Annotated in this window: 14 protein-coding genes; 2 read left to right on the top strand and 12 right to left on the bottom strand. The window is 63.9% G+C overall.

Annotation, left to right across the window (positions count from 1 at the left end):
• The first annotated feature begins 8 nt into the window (after window positions 1–8).
• Window positions 9–1,067, top strand: a complete 1,059-nt coding sequence (locus PALO_RS04255) for a 3-isopropylmalate dehydrogenase (RefSeq protein WP_051048697.1) — start codon at window positions 9–11, stop codon at window positions 1,065–1,067.
• 100 nt (window positions 1,068–1,167) lie between these two features.
• Window positions 1,168–1,746, top strand: a complete 579-nt coding sequence (locus tag PALO_RS04250) for an O-methyltransferase (protein ID WP_015582550.1) — start codon at window positions 1,168–1,170, stop codon at window positions 1,744–1,746.
• 84 nt (window positions 1,747–1,830) lie between these two features.
• On the opposite strand, the gene ilvC is transcribed toward PALO_RS04250, so the two are convergent.
• From ilvC to PALO_RS04190, 12 genes are all read right to left on the bottom strand, one after another.
• A complete protein-coding gene (ilvC, locus tag PALO_RS04245; RefSeq protein ID WP_342341414.1) occupies window positions 1,831–2,955 on the bottom strand; it encodes a ketol-acid reductoisomerase in 1,125 nt (374 codons plus the stop codon).
• A complete protein-coding gene (gene ilvN, locus PALO_RS04240; protein ID WP_015582548.1) occupies window positions 2,921–3,427 on the bottom strand; it encodes an acetolactate synthase small subunit in 507 nt (168 codons plus the stop codon). The genes ilvC and ilvN overlap by 35 nt, the downstream gene beginning before the upstream one ends.
• A gap of 1 nt (window position 3,428) precedes the next feature.
• Window positions 3,429–5,246 carry an acetolactate synthase large subunit gene (locus tag PALO_RS04235; RefSeq protein ID WP_036901880.1) on the bottom strand — a complete coding sequence of 606 codons (1,818 nt, stop codon included), beginning with the start codon at window positions 5,244–5,246 and terminating at the stop codon, window positions 3,429–3,431.
• A 207-nt stretch (window positions 5,247–5,453) separates the two neighbouring features.
• The gene (locus PALO_RS04230) at window positions 5,454–5,864 is read right to left on the bottom strand and encodes an HIT family protein (RefSeq protein ID WP_004810959.1); all 411 of its coding nucleotides are present in this window, start codon (window positions 5,862–5,864) and stop codon (window positions 5,454–5,456) included.
• Between the two features lie 44 nt (window positions 5,865–5,908).
• Entirely contained in the window at window positions 5,909–6,670 is a 762-nt protein-coding gene (gene hisF / locus PALO_RS04225; protein ID WP_015582546.1) for an imidazole glycerol phosphate synthase subunit HisF, read from the bottom strand.
• A 62-nt stretch (window positions 6,671–6,732) separates the two neighbouring features.
• A complete protein-coding gene (locus PALO_RS04220) occupies window positions 6,733–9,492 on the bottom strand; it encodes a DEAD/DEAH box helicase (RefSeq protein ID WP_015582545.1) in 2,760 nt (919 codons plus the stop codon).
• Between the two features lie 29 nt (window positions 9,493–9,521).
• Entirely contained in the window at window positions 9,522–10,415 is an 894-nt protein-coding gene (locus tag PALO_RS04215; RefSeq protein ID WP_015582544.1) for a diacylglycerol/lipid kinase family protein, read from the bottom strand.
• Between the two features lie 38 nt (window positions 10,416–10,453).
• Complete coding sequence (gene tatC / locus PALO_RS04210) at window positions 10,454–11,347, bottom strand: twin-arginine translocase subunit TatC (protein WP_023033454.1); 894 nt, start codon at window positions 11,345–11,347, stop codon at window positions 10,454–10,456.
• 8 nt (window positions 11,348–11,355) lie between these two features.
• Entirely contained in the window at window positions 11,356–11,589 is a 234-nt protein-coding gene (locus PALO_RS04205) for a twin-arginine translocase TatA/TatE family subunit (protein WP_015582542.1), read from the bottom strand.
• A 93-nt stretch (window positions 11,590–11,682) separates the two neighbouring features.
• Window positions 11,683–11,886, bottom strand: a complete 204-nt coding sequence (locus tag PALO_RS04200) for a hypothetical protein (RefSeq protein WP_015582541.1) — start codon at window positions 11,884–11,886, stop codon at window positions 11,683–11,685.
• A 1-nt stretch (window position 11,887) separates the two neighbouring features.
• Window positions 11,888–12,856 carry a WYL domain-containing protein gene (locus PALO_RS04195; RefSeq protein ID WP_015582540.1) on the bottom strand — a complete coding sequence of 323 codons (969 nt, stop codon included), beginning with the start codon at window positions 12,854–12,856 and terminating at the stop codon, window positions 11,888–11,890.
• Window positions 12,853–13,815, bottom strand: a complete 963-nt coding sequence (locus PALO_RS04190) for a helix-turn-helix transcriptional regulator (RefSeq protein ID WP_015582539.1) — start codon at window positions 13,813–13,815, stop codon at window positions 12,853–12,855. Before PALO_RS04190 ends, PALO_RS04195 begins: the two co-directional genes overlap by 4 nt.
• Between the last annotated feature and the right edge of the window lie 25 nt (window positions 13,816–13,840).

The following is a 13,840-nucleotide window of genomic DNA, read 5'->3' as shown; positions in this document are numbered from 1 at the left end:
TTTCGACCATGACGAACGACGTGATGCAGCTCGCCGTCATCGGTGGCGACGGAATCGGCCCCGAGGTCACCGAGCAGGCTCTCCACGTGTTGGAGCGGACGATCGGGACCGAGACCTTCACCACCCATGAGTACCACCTCGGCGCCGAGCACTGGAAGACCACCGGGGAGGTCCTCAATGACTCCACCCTGATCGAGATTTCGAAGGCAGACGCCATCGTGTTGGGAGCCGTCGGTGCCACTCCCGGCTCGACCGAGGTCCCCTCAGGACTCCTGGAACGAGGTCTACTGCTCAAACTTCGTTTCGCCCTTGACCATGGCGTCAATCTGCGGCCCTCGACCTGGTACCCCGGCACCGCCGCTCCGTTGGCTCCCGAGATCACCGAGGCCGGACCCATCGACTTCATCGTCTGCCGAGAAGGTACCGAAGGTCTCTACTGTGGCAATGGCGGATCGGTGCGGACCGGAACCCCCCACGAGATTGCCACCGAGGTGAGCATCAACACCGCCTTCGGGGTTGAGAGGGTCGTTCGCGACGCCTTCTCGCGAGCAGCTGTCCGTCGTGGCCACCTCACCCTCGTCCACAAGCACAATGTCCTCGTCAACGCCGGTTCGCTGTGGCGTCGAATTGTCGACGAGGTCTCCGTGGAGTTCCCCCAGGTAACCACCGACTACATGCACGTCGATGCCGTGACGATCGCTCTGGTCAAGGAGCCCCAGCATTTCGACGTCATCGTCACCGACAACCTCTTCGGAGACATCCTCACCGACCTCGCAGGAGCGGTGACCGGTGGCATCGGCCTGGCCCCCAGCGCAAACATCAACACCTCTGGTGAGTTCCCGTCGATGTTCGAGCCGGTGCACGGTTCTGCTCCTGACATCGCCGGAACCGGTAAGGCTGATCCCACCGCCGCGATTCTCTCGATGGCCTTGCTCCTGGACCATCTCGGTCACGCCGACGACGCTGAACGCATCCGCAAGGCTGTTGCGGCCGATGTCGCTGCCAGGGCGTCAGGGCCATCCCGTACCACCAGCGAGATCGGGCAAGGCATCGCCGAGCGTCTCTGAGCCGCAACGAGAACCCTGACCCGACAGGGCCGGGGTTTCCTGTGTCCAGTTGTCGGCCGCCACCATCCCGGAGGATGTGCCCTCCTGGCACAATGTCCCCGTGCTATCCATTCCCGAGATTCCCGAACCGGTGACGAAGGCCCTCCACAATGCGCTGGAGATGGGCTACTTCACCACCACCCGTAATGAGACCGGCCGTTTCATGGCGACCTTGGCTGCGGGGGTGCACGGTTCCATCGGGGAATGCGAGACAGGATCCGGTGCCGGAGCTGCCTGGCTGCGTCTGGGGGCCCGCAAGCGCACCAAGGTCATCAGCTACGAGCCTGATCCGACGGTGTGCGCCCGTGCCCGCGAGGTCTTGGCTGACCTCGACATCGACATCATCGAGGGCACCTGGGACGACCTGTTGGAACGCGGACCCTTCGGCCTTCTCTCCGTCCCGATTCGAGTGGCTCGGGTACGTGAGGTCGACGACATCCTCAAGGCTGTCGCCGTCGGCGGTTTGGTCGTCATCGACGACATGCCCCCCAGCCACGGATTCCCCCCGCGCGACATCAACGGCACCGTCGACACCACCAGGCTGGCGTGGCTCACCCACCCGAAGATCCATGCCACCGAGATTCAGCTCGCCTCCGACATGGCGGCCATCGTCGCCTGCCGCCTGTCCCCGCGCGGCTGAGCAACCGTTCGTCACACCTCCTGCACACAGCCCGAGGGCCCGTGGATGTCCACGGGCCCTCGGCATTTATCAGCAACCTCGAGCTCAGCGAGCAGCACTGCCCTCGGTGTAGTCCTCGTCGGTGGCGGCCAACCAGGAGTACATCTTGCGAAGCTCCTTGCCGGTGGCCTCGATCGGGTGCTTGGCCTCCTCCTCACGCAGCTTCCTGAACTCCGGAGCACCGGCGTCCTGGTCGTCGATGAATCGCTTGGCGAAGGCGCCGGTCTGGATGTCATCCAGGACAGCCTTCATGTTCTCCTTGACATGGTCGTCGACGACGCGCGGGCCAGAGACGTAGTCGCCGTACTCAGCGGTGTCGGAGATCGACCAACGCTGCTTGGATATGCCGCCCTCGATGATGAGGTCGACGATCATCTTCATCTCGTGGCAGACCTCGAAGTAGGCCATCTCCGGCTGGTAACCGGCGTTGACGAGAGTCTCGAAACCAGCCTGGATGAGGTGGGACAGGCCACCACACAGCACGGCCTGCTCACCGAAGAGGTCGGTCTCGGTCTCCTCGCGGAAGCTGGTCTCGATGCCGCCGGCACGCAGACCGCCGAGGGCCTTGGCGTAGGACTTGGTCAGAGCCCAGGCCATGCCAGAAGCATCCTTCTCGACGCAGACAAGCACTGGGACACCGCGGCCGTCGGCGTATTCACGACGCACGATGTGACCAGGGCCCTTCGCGGCGACCATGCAGACGTCGACGCCCTCGGGGGCCTCGATGTAGCCGAAGTGGACGTTGAAGCCATGGGCGAAGAAGAGGGCATCGCCGTCCTTGAGGTGCGGGGCGATCTGTTCGGCGTACAGCTGACGCTGGTTCTGATCGGGGGCCAAGACCATGATCACGTCGGCCTCCTCACACGCCTCCTCGATGGACAGCACGCGCAGCCCCTGGGCTTCAGCCTTAGCGATCGACGAGGAACCCTCGCGCAGACCGACCCGCACGTCAACGCCGGAGTCACGCAGGTTGAGGGCATGGGCATGCCCCTGGGAGCCGTAACCAATGACGGCAACCTGACGGTTCTGGATGATGGACAGGTCGGCGTCATCGTCGTAGTAGATCTTTGCCATGGTGTGTTTATCTCCTTGTTGTGTTTCGGCCTCGTTGTATTTCGGTTGGAGGAATTCCTGGTCATCCAGAGCGTTTTGCCCCGAGAGCGGCGGCACCACGGTTGAGGGCCACCTGTCCGGACTGAACGAGTTCGATGATTCCGAACGGCTCCAGCATCTGCAGCAATGCGTCCAGCTTCTCACGTCCCCCGGTCGCCTCGATCGTCAGCGACTCCAGTGAGACGTCGACGGTCTTGCCCCGGAACAGTTCGACGGTGTCGATGATCTTGGAACGATTCTCGACGTTGGAGCGCACCTTGACGAGGATGAGCTCACGGGTGACCGCACCGGGATCCAACTCGACAATCTTGTGAACCTCGATGAGCTTGTTGAGCTGCTTGACGATCTGCTCGAGGGCCTGGGCCGAGGCGACGCTCACCCCGATCGTCATCCGGGACTCGCTGGGATCATCGGTCGGCGAGACGGTCAGGGACTCGATGTTGTATCCCCGGCGGGCGAACAGGCCCGACACCCGGGTCAGCACGCCCGGACGGTTCGTCACCAACACCGACAGCACGTGTCTGGTCATCTCAGTTCTCCTCGGTCCCGTCGTCTGCGTCGTCCTCGTCATCGACGGGTGCGATATCATCCCCGGCGTCTCCCCAGTCGGGAGCCATGTCGCGAGCGATCTTGATGTCGTCGTTGCTGGTCCCGGCGGCCACCATCGGCCACACCATGGCGTCAGTGTGGACGACGAACTCCACGACCACCGGACGGTCGTTGATCTCGTTGGCAGTCTTGATCGTCTCGTCGACCTTGTCCGGATCGGTCACGCGGAAGGCCGCACAGCCCATTGCCTCGGCGAGCTTGACGAAGTCCGGCAGACGGTCGGAGTGCAGGTCGGTATGGGAGAACCTGGAGTCGAAGAAGAGGTTCTGCCACTGACGCACCATGCCGAGCACGTTGTTGTTGATGATGGCGATCTTGACCGGTACATCGTTGAGGGCGGCCGTGACGAGTTCCTGGTTGGTCATCTGGAAGCAGCCGTCACCGTCAATACCCCACACGGTGGCATCAGGACGCCCGACCTTGGCACCCAAGGCTGCCGGGACGCAGTACCCCATTGTTCCGGCGCCGCCGGAGGTCAACCAGGACCGCGGCTTGTCGTGCGGCAGGAAGTGGGAGGCCCACATCTGGTGCTGGCCCACACCCGTCACGAACACGCTGTCCTCGGGTGCCAGGGCGCCGATGCGCTGGATGACCTGTTGCGGGGAGATCTCGCCCTCGGGCACCTCTTCCCACGACGGCGCATAGGTCTCCTTCATCCGCTGCAGCTGACGCACCCAGTTGGAGATGTCGAGCAGCTCCTTGCCCTCCAGGGACTCCGCCAGGCGCGACAGGGTCAGCCTTGCGTCCCCGACAATCGGGACATCGGCATGACGATTCTTGCCGATCTCAGCGGGATCGATGTCGGCGTGGATGACCTTAGCGCCAGGAGCGAAGGTGTCGAGACGCCCGGTGACACGGTCGTCGAACCGAGTGCCGACGGCGATGAGGAGATCGGCGCGCTGCAACGCCCCGACGGCAGCCACCGAGCCGTGCATGCCGGGCATGCCGAGGGCCAACGGATGTGTGGCCGGTAAGACGTCGCGGGCCATCAAGGTGGTTGCGACCGGGATGCTCGTCATGTCGACCAACCGAGCCAGCTCGCCCGCAGCCTCGGCCTTGGCGACGCCGCCACCGACGTAGAGCACCGGACGACGAGCGGCCCGGATGAGGTCGGTCGCCTCCTTGATCTGCCTGCTGTGGGGACGAGTCGTCGGCTTGTAGCCAGGCAGGTCGAACTGCTTGGGCCACGTGAACGGGACGACCGAGGTCTGGGCGTCCTTGGTGATGTCGATCAGGACCGGGCCGGGTCGTCCGGTCGACGCGATGTGGAAGGCCTCGGCCATCGCCAACGGGATGTCCTCGGCACGGGTGATGAGGAAGTTGTGCTTGGTGATCGGCATCGTGATGCCGCGGATGTCGGCCTCCTGGAAACCGTCAGTTCCGATGAGGGTGGTACCGACCTGACCGGTGATGGCCACCAGCGGCACCGAATCCAGGTAGGCGTCGTAGAGCGGGGTGACGAGGTTGGTCGCGCCTGGCCCCGAGGTCGCCATGCACACACCCACCTTTCCGGTGGCGACTGCGTACCCCTCTGCGGCATGGCCAGCTCCCTGTTCATGGCGCACCAGGATGTGCCGCACCCTCGAGGAATCCATCAGCGGATCATAGGTTGGCATGATCGCACCACCGGGAAGCCCGAAGACAACCTCGGCACCGAGCTTCTCGAGGCTCTCGATAACGATCTGTGCGCCAGTCATCATCCGTTGATGCCGGGATTTCTCGGTCATGCCATCCTCCATCCGTGGTTGCGAAACGGTGCCCTTCATTGGTGCTGCCAAGGTCCTGGACAAGAAAAAACCCTCGCTGCCGATGTGGCACACGAGGGAGCGTCCTATCCGAGGATGAGGACGCTAACCAATAACAAGAAGCTGGCCGTTCATGCCTTTGAGCTTCGTGCATGAGCGGCCAGCCGTCAACCAATTCGGACAAACGTCCCACACTGTGGACTATCTTCTGTTCGGCTCTCCGGTCACCATGGCGGCAACCTCCTCGACCGGACGCCGCGGCATGGTCGAACGAATGGCATTGATCCCGGGCTCGCGGTCATACCGCGGAACGACATGGACGTGGAGATGATGGACGCTCTGACCTGCGACTTCACCGGCGTTGGAGACGATGTTGACCCCGGATGCTCCCAGCGAATCGACGAGACGCCGAGCCACCTTCGTCACCATCGGGCTGATACGAGCCAGCTCCCCGTCGTCGTTGAGAACGCTCGTGACATGCTTCCGCGGGATGACGAGGGTGTGGCCATCCTGGAAGGGCTCGATGTCGAGGAATGCGACCGAGGTGTCGTCGGAATCAACGATCGTCGCAGGGATGTCCCCCGCAGCAATTGAGCAGAAAAGGCAGTCCATGAATCATGACTACCACAACGGCTCTCCCCGATGGCGATGTTCGCTCAGCGGACCTCGAAACCGGCCTCGCGCAAGCCGTCCTTGACCTGGGCGATCGTCAGGGTGCGGTAGTGAAACACCGATGCAGCCAGGACGGCGTCGGCACCGGCTCGCACCGCCTCGACGAAGTCAGACACCTTGCCGGCCCCACCCGAGGCGATGAGTGGGACGTCGACTGCCCGGCGTACCGCCTCGATCATCTCGATGTCGAAACCATCCGTGGTGCCGTCAGCGTCCATGGAGTTGAGCAGGACCTCGCCGGCTCCTCGGTCGACGGCTTGACGCGCCCACTCGACGGCATCAAGACCGGCCGAACGGCTTCCACCGTGGGTGGTCACCCCGAATCCGGAGGGCTGGTCTGGTTCCCGTCGTGCGTCGACCGACAGCACGATGACCTGGTTGCCGAATCGGTCCGCGACCTCGTCGATGATCCCCGGGTTGGCGATGGCTCCGGTGTTGATCCCCACCTTGTCGGCACCTGAGCGCAGCAGGACGTCGACGTCGTCAACCCCGCATACCCCGCCACCCACCGTGAGGGGTACGAAAATCGTCTCGGCGCAGCGGGTCACCACCTCGCGGGTGGTGGCTCGTCCCTCGCTCGAGGCGGAGATGTCGAGGAAGGTCACCTCGTCAGCACCCAGGCGTCCGTACTCAGCCGCCAATTCCACCGGATCACCGGCGTCGCGCAGACCGACGAAGTTGACGCCCTTGACGACTCGTCCGTCCTTGACGTCGAGACACGGGATGACACGCACAGCCACAGCCATGGCCACAGGCTACCGGGCGTGGCCCCTTGGCGAGCAGGTGCCGTCGAGGGTGAGCGGCGGTCTCACTCCTCCTCGCGGTCCATGGTGACGACTCCGCGCTGCATGGCACCGACCACCTGACGGCAGGTGTGGTCAAGCTCCTCAGAGACTCCGGCATGAGCGATCTGGCCCGCCAGATCACAGACCTGGCGCACCCGGCGCACGAAGTCACCGGCACTCATGTCGTCGAGCACCGTCTCCAACCCGGCCCCAGCAGCCCAGGCATAGGCCATCTCCGCGAATCCGATGTCGAGATCGCGAGGACGCTCGATACGGTGATCGCGCTCCAGCAGGCCGATTTCGGCTCGCACGGCTCGGAGCTGGGATTCCGCCGACTCGCTGTCGTGGTCGGGCATGCGGTGCAGGTGGCCACGATCACCAGGACGTGATTCGTGGACGATGGTTGACAACACCGCGGCCAGCTGGGGATAGTCCAGTTCGTCGAAGACACCACGCCGAATGGCCTCGGCCGTCACGAGGTCAAGCTCGGAGTAGATCCCCGACAACATTCGGCCGGCGTCGGTGACGTCCTGGCCCCCCTCACCGAGGTATCCCAGTGCCTCCAGGACGAGCACGATCCGCTCGAACTGGGTAGCGATCGACGTGGCCTTGGCCCGCGCTTTCGCCAACTCTCGTTCGCTGCGACGCGACAGCCTCATGGCACGCTCGGCAAAGCGAGCGTGGGATTCCCGATCCGGGCAGGAATGGCAGGGATGCTGCCTCATCCGAGCCCTCAGCTCACGGATGCGCTCGGCCAGCTCCGCGTCCACCTCGGGACGTTTCGGTTGGATGACCGGCTGCCCCAGACCGTCAAGGACTCGATCGAAGGCCTTACCCAGGGATCGACGATCGGCCTGATTTCCTGGGTGAAAATGGCGCGGAACCGTGACCCCGGCAACCCGCTTGACGGGGGCGTCGACGTCCTCATGGCCAAGGCGAATCACGGTGCGGCCCGGGGTCATGACAAGTGGATGCGGACGCTTACCCCGTTTTCCGTGAGTACCGGGATCGACGACGACAACCCACCCGGCGTGCGGACCGGACGGCACCGCGATGACGTCACCCGAGTCGAGACGGGACAGGGAATCGGCGACCTGGCTGGGCCGCTCCCCCTTGCGCAGCCGAGCCTGCTCATGTTCCAGCTCGCCGATCTCCTCACGCATGCGGGCATACTCCGCGAAATCGCCGTGCTCGCAATGGGCCGCTTTCAGATAGGCATCGATCTCGGACTGGGTCTTACGGCTGCGCACTGCCGAACCACCCAGCCTGCGATCGGTCTGGAACTGGGCGAAGGAGTGTTCCAACAAGTCACGGGCCTTCTCGCGCCCCATCGATCCGACGAGGTTGACGGCCATGTTGTAGGTCGGGACGAAGGCCGAGTTGAGTGGATACGTCCGTCGCGACGCCAGACCGGCCACCGCACGAGGATCCATCCCGGCCTGCCAGCACACCACCGCATGTCCCTGGGTGTCGATGCCACGGCGTCCGGCGCGACCGGTGAGCTGGGTGTACTCGCCCGGTGTGATGTCGGCATGGGTCTGTCCGTTGTACTTGACGAGCTTTTCCAGCACGACGGTGCGAGCAGGCATGTTGATACCCAAGGCCAGCGTCTCCGTGGCGACGACGACCTTGAGGAGCCCTGCGACAAACCCTTCCTCGACGATGGCCTTGAGCACTGGCAGCAGTCCTGCGTGGTGAGCGGCGATACCGCGTTCGAAGGCCGCCACGAAGTGGTTCCAGCCCACCGCTCGACGCTCCTCGTCTGTCAATCCCTCGCCGTGGCGCTCCGCGATCCGGCGCAGTTGGCGGGCCTCCCGCTGGCTCGTGAGAACCAGGTCGGTGTTGAGCAATTGGCTGACGGCGGCGTCACATCCGACCCGGGAGAACACGAAGATGATGGCGGGCAGCAGATTTGCCCTCTGGAGGGACCGCACGACTTGAATGCGACTGGGTTGGTTACGAGGACCGCGCGGCTTGTCACGTCCGCCTCGTCCTCGACGCTGGGCGGAGGCTCCGCCAAACCGGCCACTGCCATAGGAGACATTGCGTTTCCCCTTGCCAGAGCGGCCTCGGGGACGACGAGAGTCGTCCCGCTGGAATCTGGACTCCTCCTTAGCGATGGAGATCAGCTCCGGATTGACGTCGGTGAGACGCCTGTCGCCAAAGAGATCATGGAGTCGCCGTCCAACGGCCACGTGTTGGGTCAACGGGACAGGGCGACGCTCGGAGACGACGACACGAACGTCCCCGCGCACCTCGTCTAGCCACTCCCCGAATTCCTCCGCGTTGGACACGGTCGCCGAGAGTCCGACGATCTTGACCTGCGGTTCCAGACCGAGGATGACTTCCTCCCAGACCGGGCCACGGAAACGGTCAGCCAGGTAGTGCACCTCGTCGAGCACGACCCAACCCAGGGTGTCGAGGGTGTGGGAGTTGCGGTAGATCATGTTCCGCAACACCTCAGTCGTCATGACGACAACGGGAGCTTCCGAATTGATGGTGACGTCACCAGTCAACAGACCCACCTGGTCCTCACCGTGACGAGCCACCAGATCATGGAACTTCTGGTTGGACAGCGCCTTGATGGGGGTGGTGTAGAAGCACTTCAGACCTGAGGCCAGAGCCAAGTCAGTGGCGTACTCGCCCACCACCGTCTTACCGGCCCCCGTCGGCGCGGCGACCAGGACCCCGGCACCGTCGTCGAGATCCTGACAAGCCGTCACCTGGTAGTCGTCAGGTTCGAAGGACAGCCCTGCGATGAACCGGTCAAGAGTCTCGCTCATGTCTCCAACCTAGCGGCCAGGTACGACCGTCACGGCAGACCGACGAGGTTGACCGCGGATGGACGGGCGACGACAGTCAGTGGAACGTCCCCGATCTCTTCTCCGTCGGCCATCGCAAACATGTCATCCCCATCGATGTCAACGCGTCGGGCGCGCAGGGTCTCCACGAAGTCGAGATGGGTGAACCGGCCGGCGTATAGCAGGGGCAGACAGCTGAGCAGTGTCCGGCGGGGTACGGCATGGATGATCGTGATGTCGAGCAACCCGTCGACGACGCTGGCCGTCGGACAGACCCTCATCCCGCCACCGAAGTGTCCGCCATTGCCGACGGCGATGAGCATGGCGTCGAGCTCTCGGTCCTGTCCATCGATGCTGATCCGGTAGTGCCTGGGAGTGAACTCGGCCAGGGCTGACAGCGCGACCCAGCCGTAACTCAGCGGACCGAACTTCGTCGTCATGCGGTTGGTACGTCGGTTGACGATAGCGTCGTATCCGGTGGAGACAACGCATCCCACCCAGCAATGCCCGCCATATACGGCACCTGTGACCTCGGCGAGGTCGATCCGAGTGGGCTGATCAGCCACGATGTGCCTGATCGCATCGTCAACCCTGGAGGGCAGGCCCACCGACGAGGCAAAGTCATTCCCGGTCCCCGACGGCACGATGGCGAGCCGGATCCTGGTCCCTGCGAGATGGTTGAGTCCCAGGTGGACCATGCCGTCTCCGCCCATGACGACGACGCGGTCCCCCTCACCGTCGGTGGCCGCAAACTCAGCCAATGCCTCGTCGGCATTCTGAAAGCTGGTGGTGTGTACGGCATCGACGTCACCGAAGGCCCGCTGCAACTGTGCTGCCACCCAGGGCTGGAGACGATCAGCGCGGCCGCCACCGGCGGCCGGATTGACAAGCAGACGGGTTGTCATGCGGCGCACTCCTGCCGCGACGCAGAGGTGGGCACGGATCAGTCGATCTGAATGTTGAACTCGGACTTGTCGATGCCCAGGTCATCGGTGTTGCGCTTTCGCTCATTGCTGCGGCAGATCCACTCGGCGATGACGTACATCACGCTCAGTGGTACCGCGAGGGCACACATCGAGATCGGGTCACCGGACGGATTGACGAAGGCCCCCAGGCAGAAGAAACCGAAGATGGACCACTTGCGTGCCGACTTCAACTGCGCAGACGACAACACGTGGACCAGGTTGAGCAGGACCAGCACAACCGGCAGCAGGAAGCTCACCCCGAACAGCAGGATGACGCGAATCTCCAACGCAAGGAAGGCATTCATGTCCAGCAGGTTGGTGATGCCCATGCCGTGGGGAGTGAAGTTCAACATCAGGGCGATGCCCTTGGGTAGCACCCAATATCCCAGCGCGGAGCCGATGAGGAACAACGGAATGGCCGATCCCAGGAATCGCAGCGCCCATTTCTTCTCGTTGACGAGAAGACCAGGGACGATGAAGGCCCAGATCTGGTACAACCAGACAGGGCAGGCTGCGATGAGTCCGGCGACGATGGCCACCCTCATGTTCAACACGAACGGGGCGACGACACCGTTGTTGACGACCTGCAAGGAGGCCGTCGGATTCTTTTCCTTGATCGCGGCGCTGGCCTGCTGGTAGGGATACATGACGATCTCGACCAGCGGCCGGTAGAACACGAAGGCCACGGAGCTCGTGATGACGACCGCGATGAATGACACGATGATTCGGTACCGGAGCTCCCGGACATGATCCAGGAGAGACATCGTGCCGCCCTCCCCGGCCTCGGGCGGACGGAATCGGGCAAACCGACGGTGACCCTCACCGACGGTCTGCCCCACCTCAGCTTGCTCGACCGGAGTATCCGTGGCCATGAGTTGACTCACTCGGTCGGCTTACTCTGATCCTTGGCGACGTCAGCCTCGACGGCCTCGATGTCCTTCTCGGCCTCCTTGTCCTTGCCCTTGTCGAGACCGGCAGTCTCTTCCTTGAACTCACGGATGGCGCGACCGGCACCCTTGCCAACACCGGCGATGCGGGAACCACCGAAGAGAACAAGCGCGAGGACGACGATGATGATGATGGTCATCTCATTCGCGATGAGCAGAGGAGCCATTGAGGCTCTCCTTCCAGACTTGGCTGGCACCCGTTCCCGCACCACACAGGAGGGCCTCCAGCTCGACGATCGGCGTTCAGGCTACCACGACGCTCACCGTACATCGGACCTCATCGACTCCTTACCAGCAGTGGTGTCGAGATCCTCCAGGACGTGAGCCAACTCGTCGAGCTGACCGGTCGTCCGTTCCACGTCGCTCAGCAGTGCGACGACCTTGTGCCACAACCAGATCGTGCCGACCACGATCTCCACGACAAACAGGACGAATGCGAGAACAAGGGCCCACATCCACCACATATCAGGACTCGCCCCCAGCCTCACGCTGTGGCACCTCAATACCGTTGGCGATGGCGGCCGCGCGTGCCAGCTGAATCGCTGGAGCAGCCGCACGAGGCGGATCTACGGCGAGGACATCGGGGCTCAGACCCACCATGAGCTCGGCGAGCCAGGTCGGTGAGGCGACTGCGAACGTCACCTTCCACACGTCCCCGTCCTTCTCGACGTGACGCACCGGGTGGTATTCGGCGACCCATCCGGCACGCGGGGCCAGGGTCAGTGTCACTTCATCGACGACATCGGAAAACCACTCAAGAGTCTTGGGCGGACGGCCATGATTTGTGGCGTGACCCACCCTCTTGCCAGTCACGACGCGATCCAGACGCCAGGTTCGCCACTGTTTGCGGGCCATCGACCACCCTACGAGGTAACGATGACCGTCACGAACCTCCACCCGGACAGGATCGACGACCTGGGTGTGCGGGGTGGGGTCGTCGCCTCGCTTGTGGACGATCTCGATGCGCCACTTGTTGGCGCAGGCTCCGGTGAACCATTCCGAACGCGGGTCGTAATCGGCCTCCACGCTGGCTTCGACCGGATCCGGACCGGACTGCGGGCAGACCTGGCGCAACTTCTCGACCGCCGACGCCACGGCAGGCCGAACGGTGTCGTCGGCCAGATCGGCGATGACCTGCAGGGCGGCCAGCAAGGACCACGCCTCGTCAGGTGTCAGACGCATGGGACGCGGCAGGGCGTCGGCATTGGTGATCGTGATGGTGCCGTCGGAGTCGACGGCATCCATGTCGATGTCGATGAGATCGTCCGGCATGCCGCCGGGCAGTCCGACCATCCACAGGATCTTGAGATCCGCGATCACCCGGTCGGTGGTCACTCCGAAAACCCTAGCGACCTCGGTAACAGCGACTCCGGGATGGGAACGCAGATACGGGATGAGCGCGAGCAGTCTGGCGGTGTCAGTACGGGCGGTCATGAGGCATCCTCCTCCAACCGCAGGACGGCCTGAATACGATCGGCGAGCACCGTGCGGGCCTTCTCCGGGGCGAGCAGAATGATCCGCCCACCAGCGCGCAGTACCGCGGTGGCGGCCTCGTCATATCCGCCAAACCCTCCGGTGACGACCTCGTACCCCTCAGGAACGGGCCCGTCCCACTCTGCGCGAGTCGTCATGACTCCCAGACGCACACCGGGAGCGACGGCCATGGTGACGTCGACCTCCTCGGGCTCCGGCGGTTCAAGGCGATTGAGGTGGGCCTCGATGACCTCAGGTTCGGGACTGGTGACGGTACCGGGCTCCCCCACGGTCGTCACCGCAGAACTGATGCGCGAGAGACGGAACAGTCGCGGCTCGTCGCGGTCCACGTCACGTCCAACGAGGTACCAACGTCCCCGGCGCAGAGCCATCCGCCATGGATCGACGGTGCGCTGTTTGCCACCTCGGTACCCGAACCTCACCCGAGACCGGTCGATGGTGGCCCGCCACAGATCAGAGAAGGACGGTGCGTCAGCTCCGGTGACGACCTGCGTGGCAATACCGGCCTCGGTGTCGGGCTCGACACCAGCAGCCCGCAGCTTCACCAGCGCGGAGGTGGAAGATTCGTCAAGAACGGACTCCCGCCACACCCTCGCCGCAGTGGCCAAGGCGTCGGCCTCGGCCTGGGTGAATTGCACGGGAGGCAGCTCGACGTCCGCACGAGGAATGCGGTAACCGACCTCGTCGCCGAAGAAGGTGTCGAGGGTCACGGACTCGACGGTGATGCCGATCCGACGCAGTTCCTCCTTGTCGCGCTCGAAGGAGCGCTGGAAAGCGACCTCGGAGACCCTGCGGTAGTCCTCGATCATGTCGCGCAACTGGGCACGAGTGAGAGGACGGTCAGTGACAAGGAGAGCAATGACGAGGTTGACCAACCTCTCCGAACGCTGCGCAGCCATCGGCACCCTCCCTTCCAGCGTCACA

This window comes from Cutibacterium avidum 44067, assembly GCF_000367205.1.
In the GTDB taxonomy this organism is placed as follows: domain Bacteria; phylum Actinomycetota; class Actinomycetes; order Propionibacteriales; family Propionibacteriaceae; genus Cutibacterium; species Cutibacterium avidum.
The sequence above is the reverse complement of the archived record's forward strand: the minus strand, read 5'-3'. Positions and strand labels throughout refer to the sequence as shown.

Excerpts from the sequence above, each read along its gene's own strand:
- PALO_RS04255 (WP_051048697.1), top strand. The coding sequence starts at position 9 with ATGACGAACGACGTGATGCAGCTCGCCGTCATCGGTGGCGACGGAATC.
- ilvN (WP_015582548.1), bottom strand. The coding sequence starts at position 3,427 with ATGACCAGACACGTGCTGTCGGTGTTGGTGACGAACCGTCCGGGCGTG.
- PALO_RS04235 (WP_036901880.1), bottom strand. The coding sequence starts at position 5,246 with ATGGAGGATGGCATGACCGAGAAATCCCGGCATCAACGGATGATGACT.
- PALO_RS04230 (WP_004810959.1), bottom strand. The coding sequence starts at position 5,864 with ATGGACTGCCTTTTCTGCTCAATTGCTGCGGGGGACATCCCTGCGACG.
- hisF (WP_015582546.1), bottom strand. The coding sequence starts at position 6,670 with ATGGCTGTGGCTGTGCGTGTCATCCCGTGTCTCGACGTCAAGGACGGA.
- PALO_RS04220 (WP_015582545.1), bottom strand. The coding sequence starts at position 9,492 with ATGAGCGAGACTCTTGACCGGTTCATCGCAGGGCTGTCCTTCGAACCT.
- PALO_RS04215 (WP_015582544.1), bottom strand. The coding sequence starts at position 10,415 with ATGACAACCCGTCTGCTTGTCAATCCGGCCGCCGGTGGCGGCCGCGCT.
- tatC (WP_023033454.1), bottom strand. The coding sequence starts at position 11,347 with ATGGCCACGGATACTCCGGTCGAGCAAGCTGAGGTGGGGCAGACCGTC.
- PALO_RS04205 (WP_015582542.1), bottom strand. The coding sequence starts at position 11,589 with ATGGCTCCTCTGCTCATCGCGAATGAGATGACCATCATCATCATCGTC.
- PALO_RS04200 (WP_015582541.1), bottom strand. The coding sequence starts at position 11,886 with ATGTGGTGGATGTGGGCCCTTGTTCTCGCATTCGTCCTGTTTGTCGTG.
- PALO_RS04195 (WP_015582540.1), bottom strand. The coding sequence starts at position 12,856 with ATGACCGCCCGTACTGACACCGCCAGACTGCTCGCGCTCATCCCGTAT.
- PALO_RS04190 (WP_015582539.1), bottom strand. The coding sequence starts at position 13,815 with ATGGCTGCGCAGCGTTCGGAGAGGTTGGTCAACCTCGTCATTGCTCTC.